The sequence below is a fragment of the Pseudomonas sp. PDM18 genome (assembly GCF_014852585.1).
Taxonomy (GTDB): Bacteria; Pseudomonadota; Gammaproteobacteria; order Pseudomonadales; family Pseudomonadaceae; genus Pseudomonas.
On record NZ_JACVBX010000008.1, the window covers coordinates 1 to 16,831 of the forward strand.

Genomic DNA, 16,831 nt, shown 5'->3' on the forward strand with positions numbered 1-16,831 from the left:
AGTTGCGCGCGGCGCGACCGATGCCGCCGTACACCACCAGCTCCTTGGGGTTCTCGGCAACTTCCGGGTCGAGGTTGTTCATCAGCATGCGCAGCGGCGCTTCGGTCAGCCAGCTCTTGGCGTTCAGTTGGGTGCCACGCGGGGCACGGATTTCGACGTCGCGGAATTTGGTCACGGAAGGCTCCTTCGCTTGCTCGGATCGTTTAAGCCGGTGAGGGCTTGGCAGTTCGTTCGACAGCTTCGAAGGTTCGAAACCATCATGTCTATGCTTGTATGTACAAGTATAAGCAAAGCAAGGGCCAATCTTGGCTGGGGAGGGCCTCAGTCAGTCTCGAAATAAATTCATCTTATTGATTTAAAAGGAATAAAAATTAGAAGAAGGGATTCTAGAGTAGCTGTCAGCCATGGCCGTGCTTCAGACAATCGCACCAGAAGAAGGCTTCGCTGCACCGTTTCGTTGCGTTCGGTAACACCGCTCGCTACCAAGGGACACAAGTTGTATAGACAAGTTCTTTCCGAGCGGAAATGGAAGACAGCAGCGGCTGATGTTCGCGAGCAAGCTTGCTCCTACAACAAGCGCGCCGATGCACACCTGTAGGAGCGAGCTTGCTCGCGAACCGCATACTGCCGCCCTACTTCAAGGCCGCATCGATCCGCGCCGCCGCCTCTGCCGTCACCCACTTCGACCACAGCTCCCGGTGCTCGCGGAAGAACTTCGCCCGCACGTCCGCCACGTCCCGGTGGTGCTCGGCCATGTCCGCCAGCAGCGCGTTGAACAGCGGCAATGGCAGCTCGACCTTCTCGAACACCTGCACCAGTACCGGCGCCTTGTCGTGAAAATCGCGGGACACGCCGATACTGATCTTCGCCGGCAGCGAGCGCGAGCCCTTGGGGTTGGGATCGTTGGCATCGGTCAGGGTCTTCCACGCAGCCTCGTCGAACGGTGGCTCCTCCAGCTGTACCAGCTTGAAGCGCCCCAGCAGCGGCGTCGGCGCCCAGTAATAGAAGAGCACCGGCTTGCCCTGGGCGATCGCCGAGCTGATCGCCGCATCCAGCGCAGGGCCGGCGCCGGTGCGGAAGTTTACGTAGCTGCTTTGCAGCCCATAGGCCTTGAGCTTCTGCGTGTTGACGATCTCGCAGGTCCAGCCGGTGGGGCAGTTGTAGAAGCGGCCCTTGTCCGGCTCCTCATCATCCTTGAACAGCGCCTTGTACCTGGGCAGGTCACTGACGGATTTCAGGTCCGGCGCGACTGCCTTGATGCCCCGCTTCGCGTCGCCGTGCACCACGTAGTCCGGCACCCACCAGCCTTCGCTGGCGCCCTTCACCGTCTCGCCTACGGAGAATACCTGGCCGGCCTTCTCCGCCTGCTGCCAGACGGTGCTGCGCCCGGCCCACTGCTCGCCGGTGACCTGGATGTCGTTCTGCTTCAGCGCGTTCTCCATGGTCACGGTGTTACCCGGCACGGCGTCGGTCTGACAGCCGTAGCCCTTCTCCAGGATGAAGCGCAGCACCTCGGTAGTGAACATGCCGCTCTCCCAGTTCAGCCCGGCGAACACCACGGGTTTCGGGTAGGGACAGCCAGCGGCAAGGGTCTGCGTGCAGAGACCGAAGGCCAGCAGCAGGGCAAACAGGCAACGGGGGGCGGACATGGGCGTCTCCGGGCGCGTTGGTGTCCCTTTGGGTTTAGCCGCCGATCCACGATTTGCCCACGACCATCGGACTGGAAATGCCACCGGCGGTGACATTCACTGCCAGCAGATTCGCCGTACAGAAGGACAAAACGTACGAAGTCACAGGCTCTGGCGCGCCATGGCATAGCGATTGCTATACCTGTATATACAAGACTCGACACGGTAACACCTCACCGAATCCAGGATGCTGACATGTCCGAAACCCTGCTCCTGACGCCCGGCCAGTTCGACCTCGACCAGCTGCGCGCCATCTACCAGCAACAACCCGAATTGCGCCTTGCGGATGAATGCCGCGAAGCCATCCTGCGCAGCGCGCAGACGGTCAGCCAGATCATCGCCGACCAGCGCACCGTGTACGGCATCAACACCGGCTTCGGCCTGCTGGCGCGCACCTCCATCGCCGAGGACCAGCTAGCCACCCTGCAACGCAACCTGATCCTCTCCCACTGCACCGGCACCGGCCCACTGCTGGACGACGCCTGCGTGGCCCTGATCATGGCGCTGAAGATCGGCTCCCTGGCGCGCGGCTTCTCCGGCGTCGGCCTGCCGGTCATCGAAACGCTGCTCAAGCTGTACAAGGCGCGGGTCTACCCGTGCATCCCGTCGCAGGGTTCGGTGGGCGCCTCCGGCGACCTCGCACCGCTGGCGCACATGTCCGCAACCTTGCTGGGCGTCGGCCAGGTCCGCCATGAAGGGCGCATCCTCGAAGCCACCGAGGGCCTCGCCATTGCCGGCGCCGAAGCACTGGTACTGGGGCCGAAGGAAGGCCTGGCGCTGATCAACGGCACTCAGGTGTCCACCGCGCTGGCCCTGCGCGGGCTGTTCGCGGCGGAGCGGCTGTTCATCTCGGCGGTAGTCGCCGGCAGCCTGACGGTCGAAGCGCTGAAAGGCTCGTTCGTGCCCTTCGACGCACGCATCCAGGAGGTGCGTGGCCAGCCGGGGCAGATTGCGGTCGCCGCGCTGTACCGCGAGCTGCTGCACGACAGCCCGATCAACCACTCGCACATCGACTGCAAGCGCGTGCAGGACCCGTACTCCCTGCGCTGCCAGCCACAGGTGATGGGCGCATGCCTGGATCACCTGCGCTTCGCTGCAGGCGTCTTCCTGCGCGAGGCCAACGCAGTTTCCGACAACCCGCTGGTGTTCAGCGCTGACGGCGACGTTCTGTCAGGCGGTAACTTCCACGCCGAGCCGGTGGCCATGGCCTCCGACGTGCTGGCGCTGGCGATCTCCGAGATCGGTGCGCTGTCCGAGCGGCGAATCGCCCAGCTGGTGGACCCGGCGATGTCCGGGCTGCCGGCCTTCCTGGTCAAGGAAGGCGGGCTGAACTCCGGCTTCATGATCGCTCAGGTCACCTCGGCGGCCCTGGCCTCGGAGAACAAGACCTGGGCCCACCCGGCCTCGGTGGACAGCCTGCCGACCTCGGCGAACCAGGAAGACCACGTCTCCATGGCCACCTTCGCCGCCCGCCGCCTGCAGGACATGGCCGGCAACAGCGCCGGCGTGGTCGCCATCGAGCTGCTCGCCGCAGCGCAGGGCGTCGACTTCCACGCGCCGCTGCAAAGCTCTCCGCAGCTGCAGGAAGTGCGCACGCTGATCCGCAGCCAGGTGCCGCACTACGAGCAGGACCGCTACTTCGCCCCGGACATCGCCGCCGCGCGGGCGTGGGTGGAGGACGGGGTGATGAGCCGGTGGATCGGCTACGCACGGTTGTATTCGTAACTCGGCGTAGGGCGCATAACGCCTCTGGCGTTATCCGCCGCCCGGTCGTGACGGCGGATAAAGCGTTCCGCTTTATGCGCCCCACGGGTGCCTCCGAGCGAACAGGACAGCACGGGGCCCGTAGGATGCGTGGAGCACAGCGATACTCATGCGGATCACCGCACAGTGATTGATGGGTATCACTTCGCTCCACGCCATCCTACAAAAGCAAAGGGCGCCTTCCGGCGCCCTTTCTGCTCAGCGTGCTTCGAGTTCGATCACGCAGATGTCCGCACGGCCCGCCACTTTCAGCCGCCACTCGCGCAGCGCGCCGTCACCTTCGGCGATCAGGGTGTCATGCAGCCCCAGCACACCGCTGGCCGCACCCTTCAGGCTAGCGTGAACCCCCTCGCCCACGCTGAACAGCAGGACGGTCGATGCGCTGCTGAAGAAGTGCGCCGCACCCTCCAGCTTCAGCCACTGCAGCCGCGCCCGGTAGCGGGCGGGCGAATAGATCAGGTTGAAGTCGCGGATCGCGCCGCCCAGCAAGGTGCAATCCACCACGCTGGCGCCATCGAAGGCGAAGGCATCGAGCGCGCGCAAGTCGCGGGAATCGACGCCATCCACCTTCAGTCGCATGCCTTCGCCTTCCAGGACGCTGATGACACGCTGGTAACCGGTGAACGCTGAGAACGGACCGGGTGCCCCGACGTCGGCGATGGACACCCGCCAGCCGAAACCTTCCAGGCCGTCGCCGGCGTCGCGGACAATCTCGCGGGTCGTGCCCGCACCGTTTTTCCAGGGCATCGCCGGGTAGTCGGCGGCGCGCAGCAACTTGATATCGCTCATGAACTGAAACGTCCCTCCAGGCGGTAGCGCGAGCCCGGATACAGCAGGCGCGCGCTGGTGACGGTATTGCGTCCGGACCAGGTGCGCCGGCGGATCAGCAGGCACGGCTCGTGGCGGTCGACGGACAGCAGCTTGCATTCCTCGGGGCTGGGCAGCACCGCCTCGACCACGTGCTCGCCCTCGCTCAAGGGCGCCACCTGCGTGAGATAGGCGAACGGCGTCTGCCCGGTGAAGTCCTGCTTGAGGTAATCCGGGGCCACCGCCGCATTGACGTAGCGGTCCTCGATCTGCACCGGGATGTCGTTCTCGTAGTGCACGATGATCGAGTGGAAGATGCGCTGACCTTCGCGCACGTCCAGCGCCAGGGCGCGTTCGGCGCTGGCCAGCTCTTCCACCAGGCTGATCACCACCAGATGATGCTTGTGCCCGCGGGCGGTGATTTCCTCGGCGATGTTCTGCACCTGGAACAGCGCCGACTGGCCCTTGGGCTCGGCGACGAAGGTGCCCACGCCCTGCATACGCACCAGTAGGCCGTCAGCGGTCAGCTCGCGCAGCGCGCGGTTGATGGTCATGCGGCTGACACTCAACTCTTCGACCAGCTCCGCCTCGGACGGCACGCGGTGGTGCGGCGGCCAGGTGCCGGACTGGATCTGCTGGATGATCAGCTGCTTGACGCGGGCATACAACGGCGCGGGAATTTCCCCCATCTGCGCGGCGAGCGACGAACCCTCGGCGGGCGGGGTAGGCGTGGGCGATGCGGGCACGGGAAACTCCTTGTCTGGGCGACGATGGGCGAAAGCCTGGGTCTGTCTCCGGCATGTACCGGATTCGACCGGTGCATACAAGTCCTATGGCGACCGTCGGGTGCCTGGCAGTTTACGGCCTCGGCAAACGTCTGTATATGTATATACAAATTCCAAGAACCTCGCGAGGCCTCCGCGCATGTCCGTACTGTTCGCCGAATCCGCCCTGCTGCCCACCGGCTGGGCGCGCAATGTCCGCTTCGAGATCGATGCCGACGGCCTATTCACCGCGATCACCCCGGATGGCAGCGCAGAGGGCGCCGAACGGGTTTCCGGGCCAATGCTGGCGGGCATGCCGAACCTGCATTCGCACGCCTTCCAGCGCGCCATGGCGGGCCTGGCGGAAGTCGCCGGCAATCCCAACGACAGCTTCTGGACCTGGCGCGACCTGATGTATCGCCTGGTCGGCCGCCTGTCGCCCGAGCAGGTCGGCGTCATCGCTCGCCAGCTGTACATCGAGATGCTCAAGGCCGGTTACACCGGCGTCGCCGAATTTCACTACGTGCACCACGACGTCGACGGCAAGCCCTACGCCAACCCGGCGGAACTGGCCCTGCGCGTCAGTCAGGCCGCGACGGACGCCGGCATCGGCCTGACCTTGTTGCCGGTGCTCTACTCCCACGCAGGCTTCGGCGGCCAGGCACCCAGTGAAAGCCAGCGCCGCTTCATCAACAGCACCGAAAACTACCTGAAGCTGATCGACGGCCTGCGCGCGCACCTGGCGACCCGGCCGCAGCAGGGCGTGGGACTGTGCTTCCACTCCCTGCGCGCAGTAACCCCGCAGCAGATCACCGAGGTGCTGGGCGCTGACTCCAGCGGTTGCCCGGTGCACATCCACATCGCCGAGCAGCAGAAGGAAGTCGACGACTGCCTGGCCTGGAGCGGCCGTCGCCCGCTGCAGTGGCTGTACGAGAACGTCGAGGTGGACGAGCGCTGGTGCCTGGTCCACGCGACCCATGCCGAACCCGACGAAGTGACGGCCATGGCCCGCAGCGGCGCGGTGGCCGGCCTTTGCCTGACCACCGAGGCGAACCTGGGCGACGGCATCTTCCCGGCGGTGGATTACCTCGCCCAGCACGGCCGCTTCGGCATCGGCTCGGACAGCCATGTATCGCTCAGCGTGGTCGAGGAACTGCGTTGGCTGGAATACGGCCAGCGCCTGCGCGACCAGCGCCGCAACCGCCTCTATGGCCAGGACCAGCCGATGGTCGGCCGTACTCTGTTCGACGCGGCGTTGGCCGGCGGCGCCCAGGCCCTTGGCCAACCCAGCGGCGAATTGACAGTGGGCAAGCGTGCCGACCTACTGGTACTCGATGGCGGCGATCCTTACCTGCAGACCGCCCGTGGCGACGCCATTCTCAACCGCTGGCTGTTCGCCGGCGGTGATCGACAGGTGCGCGACGTGATGGTCGCTGGGCAATGGCGCGTGCGCGATGGCCGGCATGCGCTGGAAGAACAGAGCGCCCGCGACTTCGCCCACGTGCTGCGCGAGCTACTGGACTGACAGAACCTTGTAGGAGCGAGCTTGCTCGCGAACCTGCACGGCACGGAGCTATGCCGTTCGCGAGCAAGCTCGCTCCTACGAAAAGCGGCCCGGACCCCTTCCATGAAAAAACGCCCCTCGGGGCGTTTTTTCGTCAGGGCGCGGTGGAGGGTTCCCCCGCCCGCCAGATCAGGTCGTCAGTCTGGTAGCCGCGCTCGTGGGCCAGTTCCAGCAGCTTCATGCGGGTGGCATCCGGCACCACCGGCTGGCGCGAGAGCAGCCAGAGGTATTCGCGGTTGGGGTTGCCGACCAGCGCGGTCTGGTAGTCGTCGTCGACATAGAGCACCCAGTAGTCGCCCTTGGCGAGGCCGGGGAAGATCCGCGAGAAAGTGTTGTCGAAGCGCACCCAGAGCTTGTCGGTGCGGCCCGGCACCTGCGCCTCGGCGCGGCCGGTGGCCTGGTCCCATTCGCCATCCTTCGTCAGGCAGCGATTGGTCACCGCAATACTGGCATCGTCCTGCAGACGGTAGTGCGCTTCGGACTGCGCGCAGTGGCGCTGGAAGAACATCGGCTTGCGCGCCAACTCGTACCAGGTGCCCTCGTAGCGCTTGAGGTCGACCTGCGCGGTCTGCGGCGGTTGCTGGGTAGAACCGGCGCAACCGCTCAGCGCGACGAGGCAGGCCAGCCAGGTGATGGATCGACGCATTCGCTTCTCCTTGGCTGCCTGCCCTGCCAGGGCAGAATTACTTCAGGCCCTGGGCGGAGAACAGCAGCACTTTGTCGCCGGCGTACTGGATGCTGATGAAGGCTTTCTCATCACCCCAGGTGCAGCTGGAAACACCCAGTGCGCCGGAGCATTCGGTGGGCTTGCCGAGCAGGTCCTCGACTTCGGCCTTGCTCATGCCGGTTTTGATCTTGGAATAGTTCTCCTGGTTCACTTTGCTGCAAGCGGCCAGGACGACACAGAACGCGACGAGCGCGAGGCGGCGGAAGGACATCGACAACTCCATTGTTTGGGGGGCAGGCCAACAAGCTTGGCACAAGGCGACCAGTTCGGCCGCCGGGTTGGAGTCAGAATCGTGAGCCAGGTTCCGTGAGGAAGCGAGCTTCTTCGGCCGTGGACTCGCGGCCGAGGATGGCATTGCGGTGAGGGAAGCGACCGAAGCGCTCGATCACCACCTGATGCTTGCGCGCGTAGGCAAGGTAGCCGGCGAACAGGACCTTCTCGCTGTCGCTGGATTCCGCCTGCAGGGCTTCGAACAGGCGCACCGCCTCGTTCTGGCTGGCCAGGTCTTCGGCGTGCTCAAGGACGATATAGACGAATACTCGCTCGATGCGCGGCAGCTGGCGGTCGAAACCCGCCTCCAGCCCCTGGCGCACCAGTTGCTGGGCGCGGGCGTCGCCGGCATAGGCACGCGGCGTATCGCGCAAGACCATGCGCGGCAACTGGTCCAGCAGCAGGATCAGCGCCAGCCAGCTCTGCGGCTCGCGCTCCCACTCCCGCAGTCCGCCTTCCAGGGCCTGGCGCACCAGGCCGCCGAAACGGTTTTCCGAGTCCACGTCCTGGCAGGCGCTCTTGCCGAACCACAGCGCATTACGCTGGGCGGCGACTTCGTTGGCATCCAGCGCGCTGCCGAACCACCAGTCCAGCAGCGCTTGCCAGGGCGCGGCAGCCATCAGCCTTCCTTGTGGTAGGCGGTGGCGCGCTCGACTTCTTCCTTGGAGCCCAGGAACACCGCAACGCGCTGGTGCAGGTTCTCCGGCTGGATGTCGAGGATGCGCTGGTGGCCGTTGGTGGCTGCACCGCCGGCCTGTTCGATGATGAAGGACATCGGGTTGGCTTCGTACATCAGGCGAAGCTTGCCGGGCTTCTCCGGCTCACGGGAGTCGCGCGGGTACATGAAGACGCCGCCGCGGGTCAGGATGCGGTGCACGTCGGCCACCATGGAGGCAATCCAGCGCATGTTGTAGTTCTTGCCCAGCGGGCCTTCCTTGCCGGCCAGCAGTTCGTTGACGTAACGCTTCACCGGGGCTTCCCAGTGGCGCTCGTTGGACATGTTGATGGCGAATTCGGCGGTGCTGGTAGGAACGGTGATGTTCTCGTGGGTGAGCACGAAGCTGCCCAACTCGCGGTCCAGGGTGAAACCCTTCACGCCGTTGCCCAGAGTCAGGATCAGCATGGTCTGCGGACCGTAGATGGCATAACCGGCGGCGACCTGGGTGGTGCCCGGCTGGAGGAAGGCTTCCTCGCGCAGGCTGTCGTTCTGGCTCAGGTACTCATGCGGGCAGCGCAGCACGGAGAAGATGGTGCCGACCGAGACGTTGACGTCGATGTTGGAGGAGCCGTCCAGCGGATCGAAGACCAGCAGGTAGGCGCCCTTGGGGTACTTGCCCGGAATCTGGTAGGGATGGTCCATTTCCTCGGAAGCCATGCCGGCCAGATTGCCGGCCCATTCGTTGGCTTCCAGGAGGATCTCGTTGGAGATCACGTCCAGCTTCTTCTGCACTTCACCCTGCACGTTCTCGGTGCCCATGCTGCCTAGAACGCCACCCAGGGCGCCCTTGGATACGGCATGGCTGATTTCCTTGCAGGCGCGCGCTACTACCTCGACGAGGAAGCGCAGGTCGGCCGGGGTGTTGTGACTGCGGGTCTGCTCGATCAGATAGCGGCTCAGGGTAACGCGGGACATGGAAGGCTCCGGGGGAGAAGAAGGTGGAAAAAATCAGGGCGCATTCTAGCGTGGAAACGTCCGCGACGCCTCCTGCACGGCGACCTCGCAGAATGCTTGGAGCCCGCCGGGAACGGGCAGTTCCCCGACGCTCATCGGCGCCGCGACCTTCAGCCGCGCAGCGCAATGCGCGCGCGGGAAAGAAAGCGGGGCGACAGTCGGACCCGACCGTCGCCCCACATCACTTGCGTGATCCGGTCAGAAGTCCAGGCTCAAGGCCAGGTTCACCCCCTGCGCCAGGTCGTCGCTGCTGCGGTGCGCGCTGTAGCCGCCACGCAACGACAGCTCCGGGGTCAGCTTCTGGGCGAAGCCGATGGTGGCACGCTGCAGGTGGCTCTGCGGGGTGTAGCCTTGCAGGCTGAAGCCGACGTCCGGCAGGCTGGTGAAGTTCATGCCGACGTTCTGGGTGTCGTCGGCATATTCGCGCTCCACGGCGACCTCGCCGAACAGCTGGGTTTCCTGGGACAGGTCCAGCTTGCCCTGCAGGCCGACGCCGAGTCGGCGGGAGTAGCGGTTCTGCTCATCAAAGGCCAGCGCGGTGGAACGGCCGCTGTCCTCTTCGTAGCTGTCCACCTTCACCCGTGCCCAGTCGGCGCTGACGAAGGGCGACAGGTGCCAGTTCTCGCCACCCTGGGCGATGTCGTAGCCCAGTCGGCCGCTGAAGGCCAGGAGGCTGCCGTCGGTATCGGCCTTCTCCTCTACCTCGTGGTTGATGATGGAGAACTTGCGGTTGGCATCGTCGAAGTCGAGCTTGCCGCCGGTCACGGAGGCATCAGCCCACCAGCGGTTCTGCTGGAACTGCACGAACAGGCTGCCCAGGTAGCTGTTGAGCTTGTAGTCGGAATCGTCCGAGCCCAGCTCCAGCTTCTGCCGGTAGAAGCCCAGTGAGCCGCCGACACGCCAGGCGTCATCGAGGCGGTAGCTGGTGCCCAGGGTCAGGTTGGCGCCGTAGCCGGAGCCGTCGGCTGCGCTGTCCTGGTCGTCGTAGTCCAAGTGTTGCGCGCCGCCGGTGACGAAGCCGCGCCACTGGCCGGTGCCCTGCCAGTTTTCCCAGTCCGCCAGCCACTGGCTGCGCAACTGGTCCTGGTAGGCGTTGTACGTGCCCAGGGCCATTTCCGGCAGCATGGTCGCTTCCCACGGGGCGGAGAGCACCGAGTAGGCGTAATCGGCGATCAGGCTCTGGCCGGCGATGGTCGGGTGCACGCCGTCGTTGAAGATCAGCTTGGTCGGGTCGGGGTTGCTGCCGTGGCGGCCGTAGACCGCGTTCTCGGGGCAGCTGTTGCCGCTGAAGCAGGTACCGACCAGGTTCTGGCCGGTGGCCAGGCCGTAGGCGCCAGGGTTGGCCAGCACTTCCTTGAACATCGCCGGAATGTTCAGCGGGATGACGTTGGCATTCGACGCAGCCAGTTGGCTGACCAGCTCCTGGTTGAAGATACCCGACAGCTGGGTGCCGAAGGATTGCAGCGCAGTGCCGTTGGTAGCGGGTGTCTGGCCAAGGTCAGGCAGCAGCCAGACCATGATGTAGCGCGCACCCGCGTTGTGCAGCGCATCCACGCTGTCCACCAGACGACCGGCCGCCGCGCGGGCCGTGGGGTCGTTGGTGATGCGCAGCTGAAGGAAGTCGTTGCCGCCGCCGGTGAGGTAGTAGAGCGCGTTCGGGTCGGCACGGTTGTTCACCAGGTAGCCGTCGCGGGTACGGCTGTTGGAGCCGGAGGTGACCACCGAGCCACCGGCAGCGGTGATCGAATCGTAGATCTGGTCGGTACGGTAGCCGCCTACGGCCCAGTTGTTGCCGTCCACGGTGTCGGGGACCAGCGAGGTCGAGGGGTTGAGGTCGGTGCCACTGATACCCAGTTTCCCGCCCAGGATCATCGGCGCGGTGGGGCCGAATATCTCGCCGCTGCCGTCCAGGTAGGTTGGGCCGACACGGTTGGTGAAACGGGTGCTGGCGCCGGCAGGGCCGCCGGCGTCGGCGAACTGTCCGGAATCGCTCAGGCTGTCGCCGAAGACGACCAGGGTGGAATACGGCGAAGGGGCTGCAGAGGCCTGTGTGGCAATGGCCAATGCGCACGCAGCCGCCAGCGGGGTGAGCGCCTTTCTGATCATTCTGCTACTCCATGCTTTGTTGTTATTTGGCAATCAGAACAACCAAGACAGTATCAGAATTTCTACAGGCGACACCCCTATCTTGCGGCGATCCGCGTCGATCAGCGCGCCTGACGATTGCTTCGCAACAGGCTCAGCGCCATCAGCGCGAGCAGGCCGACGCCTGCCAGCAGCAACGCCCAAAGGCCGTAGCGTTTCCAGTGGGTATCAACCTTGGCTGTATTCGCCGGCAATTGTGTCGCCGGCGCTTGAAGAGTGCCCTTGAGCCGTGCTTCGCCCATGCTCGCCAGGCGCTTGGGCTCGTAGCCCGGCACCAGGGTGGTCAGCGGCAGGCTGCCATCGCTGATGGAGCTGCCGCCCACCACCAGTTCGTAAGGCGCGCCGCCGCGGGCGAGGAATACCAGCTCGCTGGCACGAACCCCCACGCTCAGATGCGCCGTCGAACCGCCCAGGCCGCCGCCGCGCGAATCCACCTGCAAGCGCAGCTCGCCCAGGGTGGTGCCGGGCAGTTCCAGCTCTTCCTGGGTGATTTCTCCGCCCTGCCCCGGCAGGCGATACAGCACGCCGCGCGTCAGGGGAGTCCACTGCACATTGCCGTCATGGCGGCCGGAGATCACCACCGGCGCCAGGGTGTTGTCCTGCTGCAGGGGAATCCGCACGCGCTCCACTGGCAGCGCCAGCGGCAGGCTCCAGCTGAAGTCGCCGTTGTTGTCGGCCTTGGCCGCCAGCGGCTCGGACCAGAGCATCGGTACCGGGCCGCTACTGCTGCGGCTGCCGCTGAGCGTGGCGCCGACCAGTTGCGCGGCCTGCTCCGGCGACTCCCACCAAAGGCGCAGATAGCGCGCCGCCTGGCCGGGCAGCGCGATGTCGTTCTGTTCGATGCGTTGGCCGTTGAAATCCAGCCGCGCCAGCTGCCCTTCCCCCAGGGAACGCCAGTGCTCCAGGTCGTCGCTGGCCTCGATGCGCAGGCGCTGGAAGCCGTCGCTGTCCGCCGTCCAGTCCAGCTGCAAGCGATCCAGTGGCAAATCGCCGGAACCGGTTTCCAGCAGCCAGCCGCGCAGTTCCTGGGTCTTGCCCTGGGCAGGCGCGTTCGGAGTGATTTCGAGGATGGTGCCGGTGGTGCTGCGGACGATCTTCAGGTTGTCGCCGGCCGCGCTGCCGGAAGCACCGCGCAGCGGGAAGATGCGCGCCTGCACTTCGCTGCGCACCTCCTTCTCGCTGGCCGCACTGGAGCGCAGGCTGTAGGGCAGCGCCTCGCCTTCGGCGTTGAAGATGCGTACGTCGCGCAAGTCGCCATGGCGGGCCGCGAACAGCACCTCGATGGGCAATTGCACGCGGTACCACGGACCGTCGCCGGACACTTCCAGCGGAACGCGGTTGGCGAAGTCCGCCGGCGTGGGCGCGGCACTCGCCTGGTTGCCCAACAGGCAGGCACCTGCGAGCAGAACGAAGGTATTGAGCTTCATGCGGAGGGTTGCTCCTGTTGCGGTTGCTCTTCAGGCACCGGCCGGCGCGGCGGCAGCGGCGCGAAGTAGCCAACGATCAGCATCAGCACGCCGACGCCGATGAAGGAAATGATGCGTTCCAGGCTGCCGCCGCTGGCGCGGTCGACGAGGAACAGCTTGATCACCACCACGACCAGCAGCACCGCACCAACCAGCCAGAAGTCGCGGCGACCACGCAGATGCCCGGCGATCATCAGGCCCAGGGCGATCAGCGCCCAGACGATGGACAACCCGGCCTGCACCAGCATCGACTGGCTCAAGGAGTCGAACTCGAACGACACGCCGCCCCAGTGGTGCGCGGTACGGCACACGGCCATGGTCAGCAGGGCGAACAGCGAAGCGCCGAGCACCGCCTGCACCGGCAGGCGCAGGGTCGACTCGGCCACGCCCAGTTGCGGCAGGCCCAGGCGCGTCCACTGGAAGATCGCCGCCAGCACGATGAGCATGCCCAGCTCCAGCGGGTTCACCAGCGGCAGGTAGGGCAGCGGGTCAGCCGCTCCGTTGCTGAACAGGTTGACCAGCCAGAACCAGCCCAGCAGCGCCAGGGCTACCGGGGCGGCGGCGATGGCGCGGTACTCACGCTCGAAGGCCGCCACCGGCCACGGCAGGCGTGCGACCCCACCCATGAGGATGAGGAACAGGCTCGGCACCAGCGCCCAGCCCAGCCAGCGCCAGGCGTTGTAATGCTCGGCCAGGGCGAAGAACAGGTAGCGCAGTTCCAGCGCCAGCACGCCGAGGATCAGCCAGCAGCCCAGCACATGGGCCGCCTGCGCAGCACGGTGCGGCAGCAGTGCAGCCAGTCGGCGCAGGGTGAAGAAGTGCACCGCGAACACCAGCAGCCAGCCGAGCCAGCCCAGTTCGGCCAGCGGGTGGTACTGCGGGTTCCAGGCGCTGGCCAGCGCCACCAGCGACACCGGCACCAGCGCCAGGCACAGCAGCGCCAGCGCGCGCCATTGCTCGCGACGCGCCAGCAGCGACCAGAGGCCGACGCTGATTGCCGCCACCAGCAGTGCCACGTGCTCTCGCATCTCGCCGGGCACGAAGCGGGCGATCTCCCACAACGCGGTCAGCGCCCACCAACCGGCGCCCCACACCAGCAGCAGCTGCGACAACTGCTCCAGGCCAAGGCCACCCAGCGCCAGGTTGCGCTCGCGTTCGCTGGCCCGGTGCAGGCGCCAGGCGCCAACCAGCGCGGCCAGCGCCAGCACCGTAGGTGTCCAGAAGCCCATGTGCGCCAGCGGTTTCAGACCCTCGCTGGGCAAGTCGCCAAACAGTGCCGAGCCGCCGAGCAGGAAGGCCCCGGCACCGATCACCTGCAGCACCAGGCCGAAGACGAAGGCCGCGCGCTGCTGCAATTGCAGGCTCAGCCAGAGGATCAGCAGGCCGCTGCCGGCCCAGACGGCGGCGGCGGTCTGCCACGACAGCACGAAGAGTACGGCGAGGTTGATAAAGGCCAGGCCCAGCAGCAGAACCACACTCAGGCCGAGCATCAACCGGCGGTCGTCACGCACCAGGGAATCGCGCGCGGCGATCAGCATGGCAGCGATCAGCGCCAGGCCGATCAGCGAGGCAGTCACCAGCCCGCGCCAACCCGAGCCGAGCACACCACTGCCCTCCTGCGCGCCATGCAGATGCAGGAGGAACACCGCACCGCCCAGCAATTGCACCGCAAAGGCGCAGGCCAGGAAGGTGCGCGAGCGCAGGCGCAGCGCGGCGAACAGGGTCGCCAGACCGGCCACGGCCCAGCTCATGGCCGTGCCGTCCGCGCCCATCAGCAGCGGCGCGATCAGGTAGAGGAAGGCGAGGCCGAAGGCCGCCAGCACCGGGCAGGCATTCGGCTCCCAACTGCGCAGGGTTTGCGCATCGGCATTGCGCAGATTCCAGAAGCTGAACAGCAGCGCCACGCCGAGCATCAATGCGCCCAGCGGTGCGCCGTCGAGCAGCGTCAGCGACTGCGGGTCGGCGCGCAGTTCGCCGAGGAAGGCCAGTGCCGCACCGATTTGCAGCAGCAAGGCGAAAATCCGCGCCAGCGGCCGCTGTTGGCGCAAGCCGAGCCAGAAGATGCCGGCGCCTTCCACAGCCCAGGCGGCGGAGGTCCAGCGTGCATCCAGGCCCAGCGGGATCGCCAGCGTGCCGAACACTACGCCCAGCGCCAGACAGGCTTCCACCAGCAGCAGCGCACGGCCGGCGGTGCGCCCGGCCAGGAGGCGAGCGAGCACCATGTAGAACAGGCCCAGCGCCAAGGCGCTGAACGCCGCGCCGAACTCCAGATGCTGGATGATCCCGTATTGCAGACCGAAGCCCACCAGCGGCGTGCCGAACAGCACGGTGCCGTCGACGTAGTCGGTCTGCCGCGCCGACCAGCGCAGCAGCGCCTCGCGGGAATCATCCTCCGGCTCGCCAGTCGCCTCGCGCAGGCGACGGCGGGCGAACAGCAGACCGATGGCGACGTAGGTGAGGAAGAACAGGATCAGGAACGGCTCGGTCGTGCCGAGCAGCTCCGGCTTGTATGACCGCAGTCCCCAGGCCAGACCGATACCGAAGGTGCCGAAGAAACCGATCAGGTTAAGCATTCGCCAGGCCTTGAACCAAGCGATGGCGAAGATGCCGGTATTGAGCAGGGCGAAGTAGCTGAACAACGCGACGTGGCTGCCACCGCCGGTGGACGCCAGGATCGGCGCGGCGAAACCGCCCAGCGCCGCGGCGGCGGCAAGGCCCACGGCGTCCTGCAGGATGGCGAGAATCGCCGAGAACAGGGTGACCGCCACCAGCAGCACGAAGCCGGCCTTCGGATCGATCAGCACTTCGCCATGGTTCATCGCCGGGTACAGCTTGATGCTGGCGAACACCGTCAGGTAGAGCACGGCGACGCCGGTGCCCTGGAGGATCAATGCATAGGCCGGGCGCCGGTGACGCAGCCACCAACCGAGCCCGAGCAGCGCCAACGCGGCGGCGGCGGTGCCGATGTAGGGGCCTTGCGGCGGCATGGTCATGCCTTCGGTGGCGTAGCGCAGCAGGAAGGCCAGGCCGAGGAACAGCAGCACAACGCCGACGCGCAGCACGGTGTTGCCGCCCAGCAGCCAGTCGCGGGCGGCGCCGAAGGCGCGGTCGAACAGGGAAGGCACGGGCGGAGATGGCGGCAGCGGTGGTGCGGAAGGCGCCGGCTGCGGCTGGGCCTCGGACTCCTCGGCGCGAGCCTGGGAGGCAGGCCTTTGCATCGGTTCGAGCACCAGGTCGGACCACTCGATGGGCGCCTCTACCCGCGCGGCAGCCGCCGGAGTCGGCGCCAGCTCGTCGGTGGGCAGTTCGATGTTCCACTCCAGCTCGGCAGCAGCAGGTTCGCTGACAGGTGTCTCGGGCTCGGGCACGTCCTGTGCGGCCGGCATTTGCGGCGCAACGTGCTCGACGCTGGCCGGCGGCGTCTGCCCGCTCGTGCCACGTTCCACCTGCAGCAGGCGCTCATATAGTGCCTTGGTGCCCTGGTCAAAGCGCTCGCCGAAGGCCTTCAGCTCACCGCGAAGGCTCGCGTTCTCCCGCTGCAGGCTATGCAGCGCGAAGGTCTGCCCCAGTGCGAGGCCAACCACCGCGCCCAATACCGCCCCGGTGATCGACTCGCCCGCAGCGGCGCCGATGACCAGGCCGACCAGCATGAAAATCCATTGCATGCTTTCGAATCCTTGAGGTTCTGTGCGAGTCCATCCCGACCCGGACGGCAAGGTCCGGGAGGCTGAGTATATCGGCCCAAGTCCCTGGCCTGCGTTCACTATCTCTCAGCTTCACAGGATCAGACGCCGCGACGCCCCCTTCCAGCCACGTGACGCGCTTCGATTTACTGCCCAGTGCCATCCCGTCCAGCGCCAGCGCTGTCAGGCGATCCGTTCGCGAGCACTAGGGCCGCCGGGTGACTCGCCCTACGAAAAGCGCCCGCGCCTTGCGACAGGCAAAAAAAAGCCGGGCATGAGCC

General features: G+C 66.3%; 12 protein-coding genes and 1 pseudogene. 2 read left to right on the forward strand and 11 right to left on the reverse strand.

The window, feature by feature from the left end; all coding sequences use genetic code 11:
- A pseudogene (locus IB274_RS16890) lies at positions 1-175 on the reverse strand (urocanate hydratase); the annotation flags it as partial.
- Positions 176-632: 457 nt separating this feature from the next.
- A complete protein-coding gene (locus tag IB274_RS16895; protein WP_192433062.1) occupies positions 633-1,649 on the reverse strand; it encodes an ABC transporter substrate-binding protein in 1,017 nt (338 codons plus the stop codon).
- 234 nt (positions 1,650-1,883) lie between these two features.
- Here IB274_RS16895 and hutH point away from each other — a divergent pair, with 234 nt between their 5' ends.
- Entirely contained in the window at positions 1,884-3,413 is a 1,530-nt protein-coding gene (hutH, locus tag IB274_RS16900) for a histidine ammonia-lyase (protein ID WP_192433063.1), read from the forward strand.
- Positions 3,414-3,650: 237 nt separating this feature from the next.
- Here hutH and IB274_RS16905 read toward each other — a convergent pair whose 3' ends face one another.
- Together IB274_RS16905 and hutC are read right to left on the reverse strand one after the other, a co-directional pair.
- Complete coding sequence (locus tag IB274_RS16905) at positions 3,651-4,241, reverse strand: HutD family protein (protein WP_192433064.1); 591 nt, start codon at positions 4,239-4,241, stop codon at positions 3,651-3,653.
- Entirely contained in the window at positions 4,238-4,948 is a 711-nt protein-coding gene (gene hutC, locus IB274_RS16910; RefSeq protein WP_192433448.1) for a histidine utilization repressor, read from the reverse strand. Before hutC ends, IB274_RS16905 begins: the two co-directional genes overlap by 4 nt.
- 235 nt (positions 4,949-5,183) lie before the next feature.
- Here hutC and IB274_RS16915 point away from each other — a divergent pair, with 235 nt between their 5' ends.
- A complete protein-coding gene (locus tag IB274_RS16915) occupies positions 5,184-6,548 on the forward strand; it encodes a formimidoylglutamate deiminase (RefSeq protein WP_192433065.1) in 1,365 nt (454 codons plus the stop codon).
- A 133-nt stretch (positions 6,549-6,681) separates the two neighbouring features.
- On the opposite strand, the gene IB274_RS16920 is transcribed toward IB274_RS16915, so the two are convergent.
- The 7 genes from IB274_RS16920 to IB274_RS16950 all read right to left on the reverse strand — a co-directional run bounded on the left by IB274_RS16920 (position 6,682) and on the right by IB274_RS16950 (position 16,532).
- Positions 6,682-7,233: a lipocalin family protein gene (locus IB274_RS16920; protein ID WP_192433066.1), complete on the reverse strand. Its 552-nt coding sequence runs from the start codon at positions 7,231-7,233 to the stop codon at positions 6,682-6,684.
- Between the two features lie 37 nt (positions 7,234-7,270).
- Entirely contained in the window at positions 7,271-7,525 is a 255-nt protein-coding gene (gene bamE, locus IB274_RS16925; RefSeq protein WP_192433067.1) for an outer membrane protein assembly factor BamE, read from the reverse strand.
- A gap of 73 nt (positions 7,526-7,598) precedes the next feature.
- Positions 7,599-8,204, reverse strand: a complete 606-nt coding sequence (locus tag IB274_RS16930; RefSeq protein WP_192433068.1) for a DUF924 family protein — start codon at positions 8,202-8,204, stop codon at positions 7,599-7,601.
- The gene (locus IB274_RS16935; RefSeq protein WP_017517185.1) at positions 8,204-9,217 is read right to left on the reverse strand and encodes a class 1 fructose-bisphosphatase; all 1,014 of its coding nucleotides are present in this window, start codon (positions 9,215-9,217) and stop codon (positions 8,204-8,206) included. The genes IB274_RS16930 and IB274_RS16935 overlap by 1 nt, the downstream gene beginning before the upstream one ends.
- Before the next feature lie 237 nt (positions 9,218-9,454).
- The gene (gene estP / locus IB274_RS16940) at positions 9,455-11,362 is read right to left on the reverse strand and encodes an esterase EstP (RefSeq protein ID WP_192433069.1); all 1,908 of its coding nucleotides are present in this window, start codon (positions 11,360-11,362) and stop codon (positions 9,455-9,457) included.
- Between the two features lie 101 nt (positions 11,363-11,463).
- Positions 11,464-12,828: a DUF3999 domain-containing protein gene (locus IB274_RS16945; protein WP_192433070.1), complete on the reverse strand. Its 1,365-nt coding sequence runs from the start codon at positions 12,826-12,828 to the stop codon at positions 11,464-11,466.
- The gene (locus IB274_RS16950) at positions 12,825-16,532 is read right to left on the reverse strand and encodes a DUF2339 domain-containing protein (protein ID WP_192433071.1); all 3,708 of its coding nucleotides are present in this window, start codon (positions 16,530-16,532) and stop codon (positions 12,825-12,827) included. The genes IB274_RS16945 and IB274_RS16950 overlap by 4 nt, the downstream gene beginning before the upstream one ends.
- Between the last annotated feature and the right edge of the window lie 299 nt (positions 16,533-16,831).